11 protein-coding genes are annotated in these 16,911 nt (G+C 70.4%); 2 read left to right on the forward strand and 9 right to left on the reverse strand.

From position 1 onward, the window contains the following. Window positions 1-111 precede the first annotated feature (111 nt). Together secA and ABDZ92_RS04840 are read right to left on the reverse strand one after the other, a co-directional pair. Entirely contained in the window at window positions 112-2,853 is a 2,742-nt protein-coding gene (gene secA / locus ABDZ92_RS04835) for a preprotein translocase subunit SecA (RefSeq protein WP_125962456.1), read from the reverse strand. 117 nt (window positions 2,854-2,970) lie between these two features. Further along, the gene (locus tag ABDZ92_RS04840) at window positions 2,971-3,231 is read right to left on the reverse strand and encodes a hypothetical protein (RefSeq protein ID WP_125962457.1); all 261 of its coding nucleotides are present in this window, start codon (window positions 3,229-3,231) and stop codon (window positions 2,971-2,973) included. 193 nt (window positions 3,232-3,424) lie between these two features. Here ABDZ92_RS04840 and argJ point away from each other — a divergent pair, with 193 nt between their 5' ends. Together argJ and ABDZ92_RS04850 are read left to right on the forward strand one after the other, a co-directional pair. Further along, entirely contained in the window at window positions 3,425-4,654 is a 1,230-nt protein-coding gene (argJ, locus tag ABDZ92_RS04845) for a bifunctional glutamate N-acetyltransferase/amino-acid acetyltransferase ArgJ (protein WP_272695089.1), read from the forward strand. Window positions 4,655-4,658: 4 nt separating this feature from the next. Then, complete coding sequence (locus tag ABDZ92_RS04850; protein WP_125959738.1) at window positions 4,659-5,456, forward strand: inositol monophosphatase family protein; 798 nt, start codon at window positions 4,659-4,661, stop codon at window positions 5,454-5,456. Window positions 5,457-5,489: 33 nt separating this feature from the next. Here ABDZ92_RS04850 and trxA read toward each other — a convergent pair whose 3' ends face one another. From trxA to ABDZ92_RS04885, 7 genes are read right to left on the reverse strand one after another with little or no spacing between them, the layout of a single operon-like run. Continuing rightward, window positions 5,490-5,810 (reverse strand): thioredoxin TrxA, encoded by a 321-nt coding sequence (trxA, locus tag ABDZ92_RS04855; RefSeq protein WP_125959739.1) that lies wholly within the window; start codon window positions 5,808-5,810, stop codon window positions 5,490-5,492. 51 nt (window positions 5,811-5,861) lie between these two features. Next, complete coding sequence (gene addA, locus ABDZ92_RS04860) at window positions 5,862-9,305, reverse strand: double-strand break repair helicase AddA (protein ID WP_125959740.1); 3,444 nt, start codon at window positions 9,303-9,305, stop codon at window positions 5,862-5,864. Continuing rightward, window positions 9,292-12,258, reverse strand: a complete 2,967-nt coding sequence (gene addB, locus ABDZ92_RS04865; protein WP_125959741.1) for a double-strand break repair protein AddB — start codon at window positions 12,256-12,258, stop codon at window positions 9,292-9,294. The genes addA and addB overlap by 14 nt, the downstream gene beginning before the upstream one ends. After that, window positions 12,251-13,012 (reverse strand): nucleotidyltransferase family protein, encoded by a 762-nt coding sequence (locus tag ABDZ92_RS04870; RefSeq protein ID WP_125959742.1) that lies wholly within the window; start codon window positions 13,010-13,012, stop codon window positions 12,251-12,253. The genes addB and ABDZ92_RS04870 overlap by 8 nt, the downstream gene beginning before the upstream one ends. Beyond that, complete coding sequence (locus ABDZ92_RS04875; RefSeq protein ID WP_125959743.1) at window positions 13,009-13,992, reverse strand: aminoglycoside phosphotransferase family protein; 984 nt, start codon at window positions 13,990-13,992, stop codon at window positions 13,009-13,011. The genes ABDZ92_RS04870 and ABDZ92_RS04875 overlap by 4 nt, the downstream gene beginning before the upstream one ends. Beyond that, window positions 13,977-14,429, reverse strand: coding sequence for a tRNA (adenosine(37)-N6)-threonylcarbamoyltransferase complex ATPase subunit type 1 TsaE (tsaE, locus tag ABDZ92_RS04880; RefSeq protein ID WP_125959744.1), 453 nt, complete (start codon window positions 14,427-14,429; stop codon window positions 13,977-13,979). The genes ABDZ92_RS04875 and tsaE overlap by 16 nt, the downstream gene beginning before the upstream one ends. After that, a complete protein-coding gene (locus ABDZ92_RS04885; protein WP_272695091.1) occupies window positions 14,426-16,771 on the reverse strand; it encodes a sensor histidine kinase in 2,346 nt (781 codons plus the stop codon). The genes tsaE and ABDZ92_RS04885 overlap by 4 nt, the downstream gene beginning before the upstream one ends. Window positions 16,772-16,911: the final 140 nt, after the last annotated feature.

A 16,911-nucleotide genomic window follows, 5' to 3' on the forward strand; every position in this document is an offset into this window, starting at 1 on the left:
TTGCCCATCGGCAGCGACCCCTTTTTTGTGCTTCGGCAACGCCGCGCGGGACGTCCTGGCCGCAGTGGCTGCCAACCCCAGCGGGCCGGCAGCCGCGGCGTCCCCGCCCCCTTACAGCTGGCCGTGGCAGTGCTTGTACTTGAGGCCCGAACCGCACGGGCACGGCGCGTTGCGGCTGACGCGGCCGACCCACTCCGCCGGATCCTCGCCCAGGGCTTCGGCGCTCGGCTGGGGCATCTGCATCGGCGGCATGCGGGTGGTCAGGTAGCCGCTGCCCGCATCCTGGTCCCAGGTGTCGTCGTCGCCGGTCAGCGGGTCGAAGTGGCTGGTCAGGAAGTCCGGCAGCTCGGGAAGCGGCGGCGGCGTGAAGTTGAAGTTGAAGTTTGCGACCGCAAGCGTCCGGGTCACGTCCTCGCGGATGCTGCCCAGCATGCGCTCGAACAGCGCGAACGCCTCCTGCTTATACTCGTTGATCGGCGTCTTCTGCGCATAGGCGCGCAGGTGGATCACCGCGCGCAACGCGTCGAGCATCGCCAGATGCTCCTTCCAGTGGTGGTCCAGGTTCTGGAGCAGGATCGACTTTTCGATCTGCGTCCAGGCGGTCGGCTCCAGTTCGGCTGCCTTCGCCTCGACCACCTGGTCCGCGAGCGTGCGGATACGCTCTTCCAGCGTCTCCGCCTCCAGCCCGTCCTCTTCCGCGATCCACTGCGCGACCGGCGCTTCGACGCCCAGCACCTCGGCCGCACGCTCGGTCAGGCCCGCGACGTCCCACTGCTCCGGATAGGAGTTGGGCGGCACGGCCTCGCCGACGATCGCGTTCACCGTCTCGGCACGCATGTCGGCCACCACGTCGCCGACGGTGTCGGCATCCATGATGTCGGCGCGCTGCTCGTACACGACCTTGCGCTGGTCGTTCATGACGTTGTCGTATTCGACGACCTGCTTGCGGATGTCGTAGTTGCGCGCCTCGACCTTCTTCTGCGCGGTCTCGATCGCCTTCGACAGCCACTTGGAGCCGATCGCCTCGCCATCGGCGATGTTGGAGCGCATCATCTTGGCGAACAGCGTGTCCGGCCCGAAGATGCGCAGCAGGTCGTCGTCCAGGCTCAGGTAGAAGCGCGACAGGCCCGGATCGCCCTGGCGACCCGAACGGCCGCGCAGCTGGTTGTCGATGCGCCGGCTCTCGTGGCGCTCGGTTCCCAGCACGAACAGGCCGCCGGCGGCGAGCACCGCCTGCTTCTCGGCCGTGATCTCCGCGCGGATCTTCTCGGCCGCCGCTTCATACTCCGGCGTGCCCTCCTCCAGTTCCGGATGCTCGTCGAGCATGCGGAACTCCAGGTTGCCGCCCAGCTGAATGTCGGTGCCGCGACCCGCCATGTTGGTGGCGATGGTCACCGCCCCCAGCCGGCCCGCCTGGGCGACGATGTGCGCTTCCATCTCGTGGTAGCGCGCGTTCAGCACCTTGTGGGGCACCTTTTCCTGGGTGAGGAATTCGCTCAGCAGCTCCGACTTCTCAATTGAGACGGTGCCGACCAGCACCGGCTGGCCGCGTTCAGCATGCTCGCGGATCTTGCGCGCGATCGCCAGGAACTTGTCCTGGGTCGTCTTGTAGAACTCGTCCTCCTCGTCGACGCGCTGCACCGGCACGTTGGTGGGGATCGAGACGACGTTCATCTTGTAGATGTCGAAGAACTCGGCCGCCTCGGTCGCCGCGGTGCCGGTCATGCCCGACAGCTTGGGATACATGCGGAAATAGTTCTGGAAGGTGATCGAGGCGAGCGTCTGGTTCTCCGGCTCGATCGTCACGCCTTCCTTGGCCTCGGTCGCCTGGTGCAGGCCGTCCGACCAGCGACGGCCGTCCATCATGCGGCCGGTAAACTCGTCGATGATGACGACCTTGCCGTCCTTCACCAGGTAATCGACGTCGCGACGGAACATCATGTTCGCGCGCAGTGCCTGGTTCAGGTGGTGGACGACCTGGGTGTTCTCGAAGTCGTAGAGGTTCGCCCCCTGGAGCAGCCCGGCGGCCTCGAGCAGCCGCTCGGCCTTTTCGGTGCCGTCTTCCGTCAGGATGACGCTCTTCTGCTTCTCGTCCTTCTCGTAGTCGGCTTCTTCAAGCTGCTTCACGATCGCGTCGACGGACAGGTACAGGTCGGACTTGTCGTCCGTCGGCCCGGAAATGATCAGCGGGGTACGTGCCTCGTCGATCAGGATCGAGTCCACCTCGTCGACGATCGCGAAGGCGAACGGCCGCTGCACCATCGACTCGCGATCATACTTCATGTTGTCGCGGAGGTAGTCGAAGCCGAACTCGTTGTTCGTGCCGTAGGTGATGTCCGCGGCATAGGCCTGGCGGCGCTCGCCATCGGACACGTTGGGGACGATCACGCCCGTGGTGAGCCCCAGGAAGCCGTAGATCCGCCCCATCTGCTCGGCGTCACGCCGCGCAAGGTAATCGTTCACGGTGATGACGTGCACGCCCTCACCCGGCAGCGCGTTGAGATAGGTGGCGAGCGTCGCCACCAGCGTCTTGCCCTCGCCCGTGCGCATCTCGGCGATCTCGCCGCGGTGAAGCACGATGCCGCCGATCATCTGCACGTCGAAGTGGCGCATGCCCAGCACGCGCTTCGATGCCTCGCGAACGGTCGCGAACGCCTCCGGCAGCAGCGAGTCGAGCTTTTCGCCATTGGCGAGGCGCTCGCGGAAGCGCGCCGTCTGCTGCGCGAGCGTCTCGTCGTCCATCGCCTGGATCTCGGCTTCGAAGCCGTTGATCTTGTTGACGATGGAACCCAGCGACTTGACGTAACGATCGTTGGAAGAACCGAAGAGGGACTTGGCAAGGCCGCCGAACATGGCTGTTCCTTCATGATGGGGAGCGGAGCCGCGCCCGGTGCGCGGCATCCCGAGAGGCGCGCCTGTCAGGCGCGGCGAAACTGGGGTGGAGGACGCCCGCACGCGCGGGCGGCACGCTCACTCGAGCGCGCTGTCGACCCTGGAGCGGACATCGACGGGAGGTACGGCATAGGGCGCCGGCACCGGCGAGAGCCGCGCGCCGTCCAATGCGCTGCTGGCGCGAACGACCAGGGGCGCGTGATCGGCAACATCGGTCGCCACTTCCGCCGCGATCCTGCCCGCGACCTGCTCGACCTGCCGCGCCTCTACCGGAGTCGCGCCGACCAGGGCCCCGGTGAGGCCGGTCAGCAGCGCGGAAAGGAACAACAGGAGACGCAAGCGACGATCCATCGGCGAAGAGCTAGCCCGTGCCGCAATGGCGCCGGGCAGCGGTGGAGATAATGGGCGCACGGCGATCCGTCCACCCGAAAGCCGGGCAGACGCGGGCCGGCCGCCGGGCGGCGGGCTCTGAGCACCTTTCCATCACAAAATCACTCGACGGATCGGGCGCACGGACGCATGGACCGGAGCCATGGCTACCACCCGCTCCCCCCTCGCCCCCGCCGCCTTCCCCGTCCTGCCGCCGATCGCGGGCGTGACCCCGCGTGTCGCCCGCGCGCGCTACAAGGCATGGGATCGTTGCGACCTCACCTTTGTCACGCTGGAACCCGGCACCGCCGTCGCCGGGGTGCTGACGCAGAGCCGCTGCCCGTCTCCGGAGGTTGAATGGTGTCGCAAGGCACTGGTGCTGGGCCAGGCACGCGCGCTGGTGGTGAATGCGGGCAACTCCAACGCCTTCACCGGGCATCGCGGCCGTGAGGCCGTGGAAGCGGTGGCGGCGCGGGCAGCCGGGTACCTCGGCTGCCAGCCATCGGACGTGTTCGTCGCCTCCACCGGCGTGATCGGCGTGCCGCTGCCGATCGACAAGGCAGAGGCCGGGCTCGACGCCGCCATCGTGGCCGAACCGTGCAGTTGGGAAGCCGCGGCCGAGACGATCATGACCACCGACACCTTTGCCAAGGCCGCGACCGCCACCGCGATCGTCGGCGGCCGCACGGTGACGCTGGTCGGCATCGTCAAGGGATCGGGCATGATCGCGCCGGACATGGCGACCATGCTGGGCTTCGTCTTCACCGACGCGGCGGTCGATCCTGCCTTCCTCCAGTCGGCGCTTTCGGCGGCCAACACCAAGAGCTTCTCGTGCATCACCGTCGACGGCGACACCTCGACCAGCGACACGGTGCTGGCGTTCGCGACCGGCCAGGCCGGCAACACGCCGCTGGTGGATGCCGACAGCGACGGCGCCGATGCGTTCGCCGCCGCCCTCTTCGACGTCTGCCTGAGCCTCGCCCAGCAGGTCGTGCGCGACGGTGAGGGCGCGTCGAAGTTCATCCAGGTCGATGTGGAGGGCGCCGAGAGCGACCGCAGCGCCCATCGCATCGCGATGAGCATCGCCAACTCGCCGCTGGTGAAGACCGCAATCGCCGGTGAGGACGCCAATTGGGGCCGCGTCGTCATGGCAGTCGGCAAGGCCGGAGAACCGGCCGAGCGCGACAAGCTCTCGATCCGCTTCGGCACCACGCAGGTGGCGCGCGACGGGCTTGCCGTCACCGGCTATGACGAAGCGCCGGTGGCCGAGCATCTGAAAGGCCAGACGGTCGAGATCGGCGTCGACCTGGGCCTCGGCGAGGGCCGGGCGACGGTTTGGACCTGCGATCTCACCCACGGCTATATCTCGATCAACGCCGACTATCGGAGCTGACCCCATGACCGACGCCCGCCACACCGCCGTCTGCACGTTGCTGCGCGAGGTGGCGGCGGCGGTCGTCCTGCCGCGCTTCCGCCACCTCGACGCCGCCGACATCGAGGAAAAGGCAAAGGACGACCTGGTCACCATCGCCGATCGCGAGGCGGAGGTGGAGCTTGCCCGCGGGCTCGCCGGAATTGATCCGGAAGCACGCATCGTGGGCGAAGAGGCGTGCGCGGCAGACCCGACGCTGCTCGACACGGTGGGGAGCGGCCGCGTGTGGCTGATCGACCCCGTCGACGGCACCAACAATTTCGCGGCCGGCAAGACGCCGTTCGGGATGATGATCGCACTCGTGGAAGATGGCGTCCCGCAGGCCGGCTGGCTCTACGATCCGGTGGCGGACCGGATGTGCCACGCCGTTCGCGGCGGCGGGGCCTTCCTCGACGGAGAGCCGGTGACCGCGCGCGCAACGGGTGCGGCCGAGCCGGTCGCGGCGCTCGCGACCTACTTCATGTCGGACGAGGATCGCGCGGCGCTCGCGGAGCGCGTTGCCGGCAAGCTGACGCTGGTCGAGATTCCGCGCTGTGCCGCCGAGCAATATCCGCGATTGGTGCTCGGCGAGAACGACCTGGCCCTGTTCCAGCGCACCCTGCCCTGGGACCATGCCGCGGGCGTCCTCTTCCTGGAGGAAGCCGGCGGGCGCGTCGCGCGCGCAGATGGCTCACCGTACCGCGTCGGCGACAATCGCCGGGGCATGCTCAGCGCCGCTTCGCCGGAGCTATGGGAACAGGCCGCGCCGCTGATATTCGGATAAAAGAAGGGCCGGCGTATGCCGGCCCTTTGCTGCTTAGAGCTCGCCCTGGAGCCAGCCCTTGATCTGGCCCTTGGGCGCGGCACCGACCTTGGTGGCGGTGGGCTGGCCGTTCTTGAACAGGATCATCGTCGGGATGCCGCGCACGCCGTACTTGCCCGGCGCGTCGGGGTTCTCGTCGATGTTGAGCTTGGCGATGGTCACTTCCTCGCCGAGTTCCTCGGAGATTTCCTCCAGCGACGGGCCGATCATCTTGCACGGGCCGCACCATTCCGCCCAGAAGTCCACCAGCACCGGCTTGCCCGCATCGAGGACGTCGGCCTGGAAGCTGCTATCGGTGATCGCCTTGGTCGCCATTGTCGTAATCTCCTTTGTCGCTGCGTTACCTAGGTGCGGGCGGGCGTCGCCTCAACCGTCGAGAGCCAAGCTTTGCTCCCGCGCGGCCAAGCGCGGCTTGTGCTGGTCGAGCAGCTCGTCCGGCAGTTCGAGCAGCCGCGGCACCGCCGTATAGAGCAGCGCCGCCTCGATCCTGCGGCCGGGAAAGATCACCGCCAGCGCCGCCGCATAGGCCGCCATCTGCCGCAGGTGATAGGTCGGCGCCTCGGCCGCCGTCTCCGGCGCACGCCGGCCGGTCTTGAAGTCGACCACCAGCACGCGGTTGTCCTCGATCAGCAGCCGGTCGACCGTGCCCGACACCACCATGCCCCCGATCGTCGCCGCGATCGGCGCCTCGGCAAGCGCGTCCGGTCCGAACAGCGGTGCAAACCGCGGCACTTCCAGGATCGCGAGCGCATCGCGCACGATCCGCCGGCGCTCGGCCGCATCCTCGACCTGCGCCGCGCCCGCCAGCCAGCGGTCGCCGGCAGCGGCGCGCTCGGCAGGCGGCAGGCTCGGCAGCCGCTCGAACATCTGGTGGAGCAGGCGTCCGCGCTGTGCGGCGGCGCGCATCGCCGGGGTCGGTGGTGGATCGGCGACCTCGTCCTCGCCCAGGGACGAAGGCGCCAACGGCCTCGGCGGACGCGCCTCCTCCGGCGCAGGCGCACGCAACCATGCGGGGTCCGGCTCGCCCGCCGCGCCCACCGTCTTCGCGCCACCGCTGCGTTGCGGGATCGGCTTGGCGGGGGTGCGGCCGCGGAACACGCGCGTGCCGTCCTCCTCTGTGCCCACCTCCAGCGCATCGAGCGCGGCGGCAGCGGCGGCATGCCAGCTGAGCGGCGGCGCCACTCCTTGTGCGCGCGTTCCCGGCGCACCCGCGATCACCAGCCGTTCCTCGGCGCGCGTGGCCGCGACGTAGAACAGCCGCCAATGCTCGGCGAGTTCCTTGGCATCCGCCTCGGCCAGTGCCGCGTCGAGGGGACCGTCGCGCTCGCCTGCGCGCGGGCGGAACACCGGAAAGGCCGGGCCGTCATACCCCTCGGGCGTCCACAGCAGCGTCTCGCGCCGGTTCTGGCTCGGATCGATGCAGGCATCCGCCAGGATGACCAGCGGCGCCTGCAATCCCTTGGCGCCATGCGCGGTCATCACCCGCACCGCGCCGCCGCCCTGCGACGGATCGCGCTTGATCTCCACGTCGCCTCGATCGAACCAGTCGAGGAAGCGCTGCAGCGAGGGCGTCGACACCTGCTCGAAGCTGAGCGCGGCGTTCAGCAGTTCCTCGATCGGGTCCCGCGCCTCCTCGCCCAGCCGCAGCACCAGCTTGCGCCGACCCTCCAGCGGGCCGGACAGAAGCTCTTCCAGGAAGCGGTACGGCGTCGCCACATCGGCGCGGCGCAGGATCTGCTGGAGCGGCGCCAGCGCCTCGTCGGGCTGGGTCAGCCGCAGGTGGCGCCACAGGCTCCCGCGCTCGCGCATCGCTGCCGCCATCAGCTGATCCTGGCTCCAGCCGATCAGCGGAGAAACCAGCAGGTTGGCGAGCGACAGGTCGTCGTCCGGCTGGAGCGCGAAGCGGATCGCGGACAGCAGGTCCTGCACGGCGAGCGGCGCGTTCAGCCGCAGCCGGTCGATGCCCGCGACCGGCACCCCTTCCGCATAAAGCCGCGCGACGATCAGCGAGGCGAGCTCGCCGCGGCGCTTGACCAGCACCATGACGTCGCCGGCACCCAGGGTCCGTCCCTTGCTCTCCAGCGGCAGCGCCCCGATCCATTCGCGGATCTGGCGCGCGATCCTGCCCGCGAGGGTGCGGGTGGCATCCGCGATCCACTGTTCCTCGCCCTCTTCCCCCTCGCCCGCTTCCTCGACCGTCGGCGCCCACAGGGTGACGGTGCCAGGCCCGGCCACGCGGCTGGCGTGCTGGAGCCGTTCCTCCATGTCCCCCATGCCGGGCTGCGGAAAGGCGTCGATCGCCGCGTCCACGAACTCCAGTACGGGTGCTGTCGAGCGGAAGCTCTCGGTCAACGAGAGTGTGTCGAGCGGCTGCGCCTCGGTGTCGAACTCCGGCGCGACCGCGGCACGCTGGTCGAACAGCTGGTGTGCCGCCTTGAAATAGACGGGATCGGTGCCCTGGAAGCCGAAGATCGCCTGCTTGTAGTCGCCGACCACGAACAAGGTGCGCAGCCCGGCCACCCGCGCGCCCTCGCCCGCGAAGAACTCGTCCACCAGCGCGCGGACGATCGCCCATTGCTCGGGATTGGTGTCCTGCGCCTCGTCGATCAGGACGTGCTCGGTCGCGAGGTCGAGCTTGAAGCGCACCCACTCGCCGATGCCGGGCTGGGCGAACAGCGCCAGCGTGCGTGCGATCAGGTCGTTGAAGTCGACCGCGCCCGCCCGCCGCTTCGCCTCGGCATAAGCGGCGGCATAGCGGCGCCCGGCCTCCAGCGCTGCGGCGAGCAGGTCGGCATAGGCGGCGCGGCGGCGCATCGCGACCAGCTCGGCACAGCGGCTGCCGATCGCTTCCGCCGCCAGGTCATAGTCGGGCATCGCCGCCAGCACCTTGGCGGACGCCTTCTTCAGCGTGTCCTTCTGGGTGAAGAACTGGCCGTAGAGCGTGTCCAGCGCCTCGGCGCGGGCGGTGGGATCGCCCGCAAGCCAGGTTTCGATCGCAGCCGCGACCTTCAGGCCGGTGGCGGTGCCCCAGGCGCGGTTCGCCTCCATCAGGTCGCGTAGGGCATCGACATCGAACGCGTCGTCGCAGCAGCCGTCGCAGATCGCCGCATCCAGGTCGCCGTGCGGCAGGTCGAACGCGTCGCGCAGAAAGCCGGCGAGATCGGCGGGCAGCGCCGCCATCGCATCCGGCCGGCGCGCGCATTCGGCCAGGAACGCCTCCGCCCGCCCTTCGCCGAGCCGCAGGCTGAGAGCAGCGATCGCATCGCCCAGCGTCACCCGCCCCTGCCGCTGCTCCTCCACCAGCATGGCCGCGAGCGCGTCGCGCGCCATCGCCGACTCCTCGCGTGCTTCCAGCGGGCGAAAGCCGGGAACGAGCCCCGCCTCGACCGGGAAGGCGGAGAGCAGCGTCTGGCAGAAGCTGTGGATCGTCTGGATGCGGATGCCGCCGCCCGGTGCGTCGAGCACCCGCGCGAACAGCGTGCGCGCGCGGGCGATCAAGGCTTCCTCGTTCGGGTCCTCGCCCAGCGCGAACAGGTCCTTCTTCAGGTCCTGCTCCGGCAGCCGCACCCAGCGCGCGAGCCGCGCATTGACGCGCTCGGCCATCTCGGCCGCGCCCGCCTTGGTGAAGGTCAGGCACAGGATTGCCGAAGGCTCGACCCCGCGCAGCAGCAGGCGGAACACGCGCGCCGTCAGCACCTGCGTCTTGCCGGTGCCGGCGGAGGCGGAGAGCCAGACGTGGCGGCTGGGATCGCTGGCGCGCGCCTGGTTACCGCGCAGTTCGGGGAGCAGCCCGGCGCTACTCACGGCCATACCATTCGTCGCGGCGCATCAGCTGGTCATACTCGGCAAAGGGGGCATATTCGGGCTTGAGCTTGGCGGTGAACGGCGCCTCCCCGGTCAGCCAGTTGGCGGCAGCCTCGGTAAAATGATGGAGCGCCAGGGCCACGAAGCGGTCGGTCGGCACGCGGTTATACTTGCCGGCCGGATCGACCGGCGTTGCGACATAGCCGAACGCGTCGCCCTTCTTGGCGAGCGACCAATATTCGAACGCGGTGGCGGCGCCGCCGATGTTCTCGAAGGCGCCACGCTCGGCCATGATGCCGAGCAGCCCCAGCTGGAGGCTGAAGCCGTCGCGCACCGCGCGGGTCGAGGGCGGCTGGCCGGTCTTGTAGTCGACCACCGCGAGGTCGCCGTTCTCCAGCCGGTCGATCCGGTCGAACTTGCCGCGCAACTCGACGCCGGCGAGGTCGATCTTGCCCTCGCCCTCCACGCCCAGGATGCTCCGGCCGCCCGCCAGCTGCGCCGCGACCTGCCCAGCAATCCAGTCGACCGCCTCGCGCAGCCGCGGCACCCACAGCGCGCGCAGCAGCGGGTGGGTGCGCGGATCGGCTGCCAGCGCGTCGACCCGCCCGGCGAGCTTGGCGGGATCGAAGCCATCCTGCCGCGCCCAATCCTCCAGCACGCCGTGCACCGCCGTCCCGCGCCACGCGGCGCTGGGATCGGCATCGACCGGATCGAGCGCCGCCAGTCGCAGCATCCGCCGCGCGTAAAAGGCAAACGGATCGGCCTTCAGCCGGTCCACTTCCGTGACGGAAATCTGCCGCGGACGCAGCGCGACCGGCGGGCACGGCGCCGGGCGCGGCGCCGGGTCATAAGCGCCCGGATCGTCGATCGCATGCGTCCACCGCGCCAGCGCCTGCGCCCGCGTAAGCCCGCCCGACAGCGCCTCCAGCCGCAACCAGAAGCGCGAGGCCACCGTCGGTCCGCTCGCGTCCCGGTGGGCACGGGTCAGCAGCACCTCCTTCGCGCCCAGGCTGTTGGCAAGGTCGTGCGCGGCCAGGCCGATGCGGCGTTCCAGACCCGGAAGCCCGAGCTCCGCCCGAATGCGCGGCGCCAGCCACGGATCGGGCGCGGGAAGCCCCGGCCACACGCCCTCGTTGAGCCCGCCCAGGATGGTGAGATCGGAAGTCTGGAGTTGCGCCTCGAGCAGGCCGTAGATGGCGAGCCGCGGATGGCCGCCGTGCGGCGGGCGCACCGCCACCTCGTCCATCAGCGTGCGGAGCATCGGGCCGATCGACTCCGGCTCCACGATCGCGGGGCCGTGCACCGCCTCTTGCTCCAGCGTGTCGAGCAGTTCGGCAGCAGCCCGGCCCTCGGGACGCGACCAGAGCGCGTCGCCACCCAGCGCCGTCGCCGTCGCCCGCAATGCCCCAAGCAGTTCCGGTAGCGGGCGTGCGCCCCCGGCATAGGCCTCGGCAAGCGGCGCCAGCAGCGGCCGGGTCTTCTCCCACCACGGTGCCGCCGCACGCCGAAGCGCACCCTCGCGCCCTTCCGCATCGGCGAGGAACGCGTCGAGCCCGGCCAGCCCGGGCGCCGGTCGCGGCCCGCGCAATGCGCGGTCGAGCCGCCGCACGCCTTCCAGCCATTCCAGCCGTCCCTCCTCGGCACAAGCGAGCGGATGCTTGAGCAAGGCGAGCAGCGGCAGCGGCGCGAAGTCCTGCGCCGCCACATCGGCGAGCGCGAGCAGCATCGTGCCCGGCGGCAGCACCGACAGGGGCTGGCCGGCGGTGTCGTCGACGGTGATCCCCCATCGCGCGCAATGCGCCGACACGCGGCGCGCCAGCGCACGGTCGGGGGTCACCAGCGCCGCGGTCCTGCCCTCGGTCTCCAACGCCTGGCGCATGGCGATGGCGATCGCCTGCGCTTCCTCGGCCGGGGTCGGCACGTCCAGCGCCTGCACGCCTGCCAGGCTACGGCGTTCGGCCGGCAGGTCGATCCAGTCGTGGGTGCGCTCGGCCGGCGCCAGCGCGCTCTCGATCGTGCGGCTGCGCGCGGGGCGCGCGTCATGCTCGCTGCCGGCCCGCCACGTCTCGAACTCGCGCCGGCCGACGCCCATCCGATCGAGCAGCAGCTTCAGCTGGAATTGCGGGTGCGTCTCGAGCGAACGGCGCCGGCGGCCGGTGACCGGGTCGGGCTCGTGCGGGCCGAGCAGATCCCACTCGGCATCGTCCATGTCGATGGCCAGGCCGGAGAGCACGACGCTTCCCTGCGGCAGTCCGGCGATGGCGCGCAACAGTCGGGCGATCACCGGCGAGGCGCTGGCGATGCCGGCGGCGCACACGAAGCTCGGCGGCGGCGTCGCCCGCCAGCGCGCGATCAGCCGGTCGAGCAGCCGCCTGCGCCGCACCGCCAGGTCGATATGGCCGAGCGCCTCCATCTCCTGCGGCCAACGTACCAGCACCGTCTCGAACATGGCGAGCGAACGCTCCCAATGGGTCTGGAGCGGCTCGTCGAAGCGGATCGTCTTGAGCGCATCGGGCTCGACTTCCTCGACCAGCAGCTGGTCGAGCGTGCGGGCGAGGTCCCCGGCAAGCCGCACCGCTTCGGCCGCATCTACCGGGCGCCCGGCGCGCGCCCGCTCCTCCGCCACCAACCGCGACAGGATCATCCGTCGGGCGAGCGGTGCAACTGCGGGCGGGATCGGATCGAGGTCGTCCGCCGGGTCGGCGAACGGCCCCACGGCCTCGTCGATCTCCGGGTCGCCCACCGCGACCAGTCGCGGCATCAGCAACCCGCCGCCGCTTGCGCGGACGAAGGCGTCGGTGATCGCGCGCTTGGCACGGTTGTTCGGCAGCAGCACGAAGCCGCGGGCCAACGCCATGGGATCGCGCCCGTACTGGCGCAGCAAGCCGTTCGCGAGCGCGTCGGCAAACGCCCGGTGCGGTGGAATGGAAAAAAGCCGAAGCCGCGGGGCCTCAGCCATCGGCGAGCGCCGCCTCGGTCTCCTTGATCGCTCCCGGCGTGCCGACGTCGAACCACAGCCCCTCATGGACCAGGCCCCACAGGCGGCCAGCCTCCAGCGCGCGCTCCCAGAAAAGGTTCGTGGAGAACGGCCCTTCCGGCCAGTCGGCGATCACCCGCGGCGACAGGATCTGCACGCCGGTGAAGACGAACGGCGCAAGCCGCCCCGGCTGGCGGCGGCGGGTGATGCGTCCGGTCGGATCGAGGTGGAAGTCGCCATGGCCGCTGTGGCTTGCCGCACGGGCAAGCGGCACCAGCAGCAGCAGCGCGTCCATCCGCGCATCGTCCCACGCCTCGGCCAACAGCCGGATCGCGTCCACTGGCCCATCGACCCACAGATTGTCGCTGTTCACGCAGACGAACGGCTTGTCGCCGATCAGCTCGCGCGCCTGGACCAGGCCGCCGCCGGTTTCCATCAGCTGGGCACGCTCGTCGGAGACGAGCACCTCCATGTCCTTCACCCGCGCGCGCAGGTGCGCCTCCAGCACGTCGGCCAGATAGTGGACGTTCACCACCGCGCGCTTGACGCCCGCCGCACGAAGCCGGTCGAAGACGTGGTCGATCAACGGCTTGCCCGCGACACTCACCAACGGCTTTGGCCGGGTGGCGGTCAGCGGCCGCATGCGCTTGCCGAGACCCGCGGCCATCACCATCGCGGTTTCCGGCACCGCCACGTCCGGGTTCGGGCGCAGCGACAGCGTCATGGCCTTGCTCATGCGCGCACCTGCATCGGATCGCCCCGCAGTTCGGCGGGGATGTTGGCGTCGAACCAGGCTGCGACCGGTGCCAGCACCGGCTGGGCGAGATCCCGCTCCAGATAGCGCCAGACGCGCGGGCAGAGCGCGGCGTAGCGCGGCTTCCCATCGCGCTGCCACAGCCGCGCAAAGATGCCGACGATCTTGGCGTTCCGCTGGGCGCCCAGCACGTGATAGGCGTCGAGGAAGTCCTCCCCCACACCGGTGGTACGGCGATAGCGGTCGAGCATCGCCTCCTCCAGCGCGGGTGCGACGTCGCGCCGCGCATCCTGGAGCAGCGAGACGAGGTCGTACGCCGGGTGCCCCGCGAGCGCGTCCTGGAAATCGAGCAGCCCCAGCGTCTCCGCCTCGCCCTCGATCAGCATCAGGTTCTCGGCGTGATAGTCGCGCAGCACCGTCACCGCCTCGCCGCCGTCAACGGTGTCGAGCACGGCCTCCCACGCGGCACGATAGCCCGGCGCGTCGACCTCCAGGCCGATCGCGGGACAATACCATTCCGGCAGCAGCATCACTTCGCGCAGATAGACGCTGCGGTCATAGGCCGGCACCGGCGCTGCCGGGTGATCGCGCAGGCGGATCAGCACGTCGACCGCATCGCCGTAGAGCCGGAGCTCGCTTTCGGGCGCGGCGTCCACGGTCTCGCGCAGCCGGGCGTCGCCGAAGTCCTCCAGCAGCACCAGCCCCTCGGCCGCGTCCTCGGCCAGGATCGCCGGCGCGCGAAAGCCGCGCTCCGTCAGCCAGCGGGCAAGCTCCACGAAGGGACGCTGGTCCTCCAGCTTGGGCGGCGAGTCCATCAGCACGGCGCTGCGGCCGGCGTCGAGTGCGCGGAAATAGCGGCGGAAGGAAGCGTCACCGGCGAGCGGGACCACCTCTGCCCCTCCCCATCCTTGTGCTGCGAGAAAGGCGGGCGCCGCGGCGGGCGGGTTCATGTCAGCGGCCATCGTGCTTTCCATGACGGCGGCACCTTCGCTGTCAAGCGGCGGGTGCCATCCGCTTCGGGGGTAAGGGTGAGCCAGAGCGCGTCTTCCCAGGCGCTGTCCGGCAGCCGCTCGGGCCATTCGACCACCAGCAGCGCGTCGAGCCGCGCCTCGTCCAGGCCAAGCTCCTCGGCCTCTTCGGCATGCTCGATGCGATACAGGTCGACGTGGAGCACGGGGAAGCGCGTCTCCGGCGGCTCATAGGGCTGGACGATCGCGAAACTGGGTGACGGCGCTTCCTCCATCAGCCCGAGCGCCGCAAGCAGCCCGCGCGCGATGCTGGTCTTGCCGGCTCCCAACGGGCCAGAAAGCGCAATCGCGTCGCCAGGGTTGGCGACCCGCGCGAGCGCGGCGCCGAACGCATGGGCTTCTTCGGGGCTATGCAGCAGCAGGTCGCTCATCCTCGCGGCACCTCGATCGTGACCAGCGTGCCCGCACCCTGTTCCGACACCAGCGCGATGGTGCCGCCGTGCGCCTCGACAATGCGCCGTGCGAGCGGCAGCCCCAGCCCCAGGGCGCGCTCGCCCCGGCGGAGGGCACCACCCGGCGCGAACCGGTCGAGCGCATGCGCGGCCGTGTTGGCATCCATCCCGGGGCCGTCATCCGACACGATGATGCGGGCCATCTCGGCATCGCCGTCCGCGTGCAGCAGCACCCGTCCCCGATCGCGGGTGCCGGCAATCGCGTGGTCGAGCAGGTGGGCGATCGCCTGGCCGATGCGCCGCGCATCGCCGACGATGCTCCCGACGGACGCGTCCACCTCCACCACCAGTTCGATCCGCTTGGCGGCGGCGGCCGGCAGCATGTCCGCGGCCATCGCCTTGGCAAGCGGGGCGAGGTCGACCTCCGCGCGTTGCAGCGGCGCGCCTTCGCTGGCGGTCAAGTCGAGTACGTCGTCGATCAGTTCGCCGAGCCGGTCGACCGATTCGAGGATCGCGCCGGTATAGCGCGCTCCGTCTTCGCTGAGCGCACCGGCATAGCCGCCGTGCAGCATCTCGGTAAAACCCTTGATCGACGTGAGCGGCGTGCGCAGCTCGTAGCTCATCGCCGCCAGGAACGCGGTCTTGGTGCGGTCCCCCGCCTCCAACGCCTCGTTGCGGTCGCGCAAGGCCTGCTCGATGCGGCGGCTGTCGGAAATGTCGAGCATCGTCAGCAGCGCGTTGCCGTCGGGCAGCGGCACGGCGCCGAACTGATAATGCCGCCCGTCCGCCATCGCGAAATGACCGCTGCGCTGGATGCGCTGGACGGTGGCGAACCGGATCAGCTCGGGGATCAGCACCGCGCGGGACGGGTTCGCCAGCATCGGTGCCGCCTGCTCCGCCAGCACGTCCACGCGCGGATGGTCGTTCAGGAACGCTTCCTCCAGTCCCCACAGCTGGCGGAACTTGCTGTTCCACAGCTGCAGGCGGCCGTCGGCCGAGAAGACGCCGAGCGCCTCGAACAGGTTGTCGAACGTGGCGGTACGCACCCGCAGCAGCGTGTCGCGCGCGCTCGCCAGCTGCACCTGCTCCGTGCGATCCTCGAAGATCAGCAGCAGGCCGCCTTCCGGCATCGGCTGGGCGACGACGCGCAGATAGGTGCCGCCCGGCAGGTGCCAGGGCTCCTCCACCGCCTCCGCCGCGCGGAACCACGCGCGCCGCTCCTGCTTCCAGCCCGGGAAGTCGCGTACTTCCGGCAGGCGCTTCGCCTCACGCATGCGTTCGAGCACGCGGTCGAACTCCGGCCGGTCGGCGAGCCACTCCCCGCGCATCCCGAAGATGCGGCGGAACGGCTGGTTGCAGAACTCCAGCGACCGGTCGGCGGAGAACTGGACGACGCCTGCCGAGAGCCGATCGAGCACCGCACGCTGCGCGAGGCGGAAGCGCTTCATCCCCGCTCGCATCTCCTCGACGTCATGGATGTCGACCGCGAAGCCCGCGATGCCCCCTTCGGGCAGCGGCACGTCGTGGACGCGCAGCATGCGCCGGGCGCCGCCGATGGTTGCCGGCATCACGCTTGCCTGGGGCTGCCCGGTGTCGCGCGCGATCAACGCACTGCCGAGCGGCCCGCCCATGCCGTCTCCGTCCACCAGTTCCGCCTGGCGGGCCAGCACTTCGCGGGCGTCGAACGCGTCCACCGCGCGCACATAGGCGCTGTTGACCATCGCCAGCCGGAGATCGCCATCGCGATACCACATCGGCATCGGCGCCGCCTCGATCAGCCCCGACAGCGCATCAAAGCCGCTGCGATATTCCTCGATCTCGCGCGACAGCGTGCCGATCTCGGTCTGGAACTCGGTTGCGTCGAAGAACCAGACAAGCGCACCCCCATGCGGCTCCAGCGAGGCGGGCGCACGCTCGCCGCTCGCGGTCAGCGTCCGGGCGGCACCGCGCGCGCGGACCTCGATCCGGAACGGCCGGGCGGCGCGCTGCGCACCGCCGATCTCACGCAACAGCGCCTCGGCACTGGTGGGATCGAGCCCCTCGTCCATTCCCGTGAGGTCGGCCAGCGTCTGCGGCATCGCCGACAGCCCCAGCCATTGCGCGAGCTGCGGCGGCATCTCCACGCGACCGTCGGCGCGCACCAGCATCGCCTGCGCGGGCGAGGCCTGCACCAGGGTCGCGTCGATGCCCGCGGCGGCGATTCCCGCACGCGCGCGCCTGCGCAGCCACAGCCCGGCCGCGAGCGCCCAAACCGCCCCCACCAGCACCAACGCCAGGACCGCCCCGGCCAGGATCGCCGAGACGGGGTTCAGAATGATCATCGCCGCGTTCGTCCCCGCGGCCGTGCGAATGCTCTCATCGCCCGCGGTTTAGGCGATCTCACCGCACAGCGCCATGCACGCCGCAGCATCCGCGCGTCGCTTCGTCGCCCGGAAAAGAGAAAGGGCGAGGCGCCTGTCGG

The sequence above is a fragment of the Sphingomonas molluscorum genome (assembly GCF_039522995.1).
Lineage (GTDB): Bacteria > Pseudomonadota > Alphaproteobacteria > Sphingomonadales > Sphingomonadaceae > Sphingomonas > Sphingomonas molluscorum.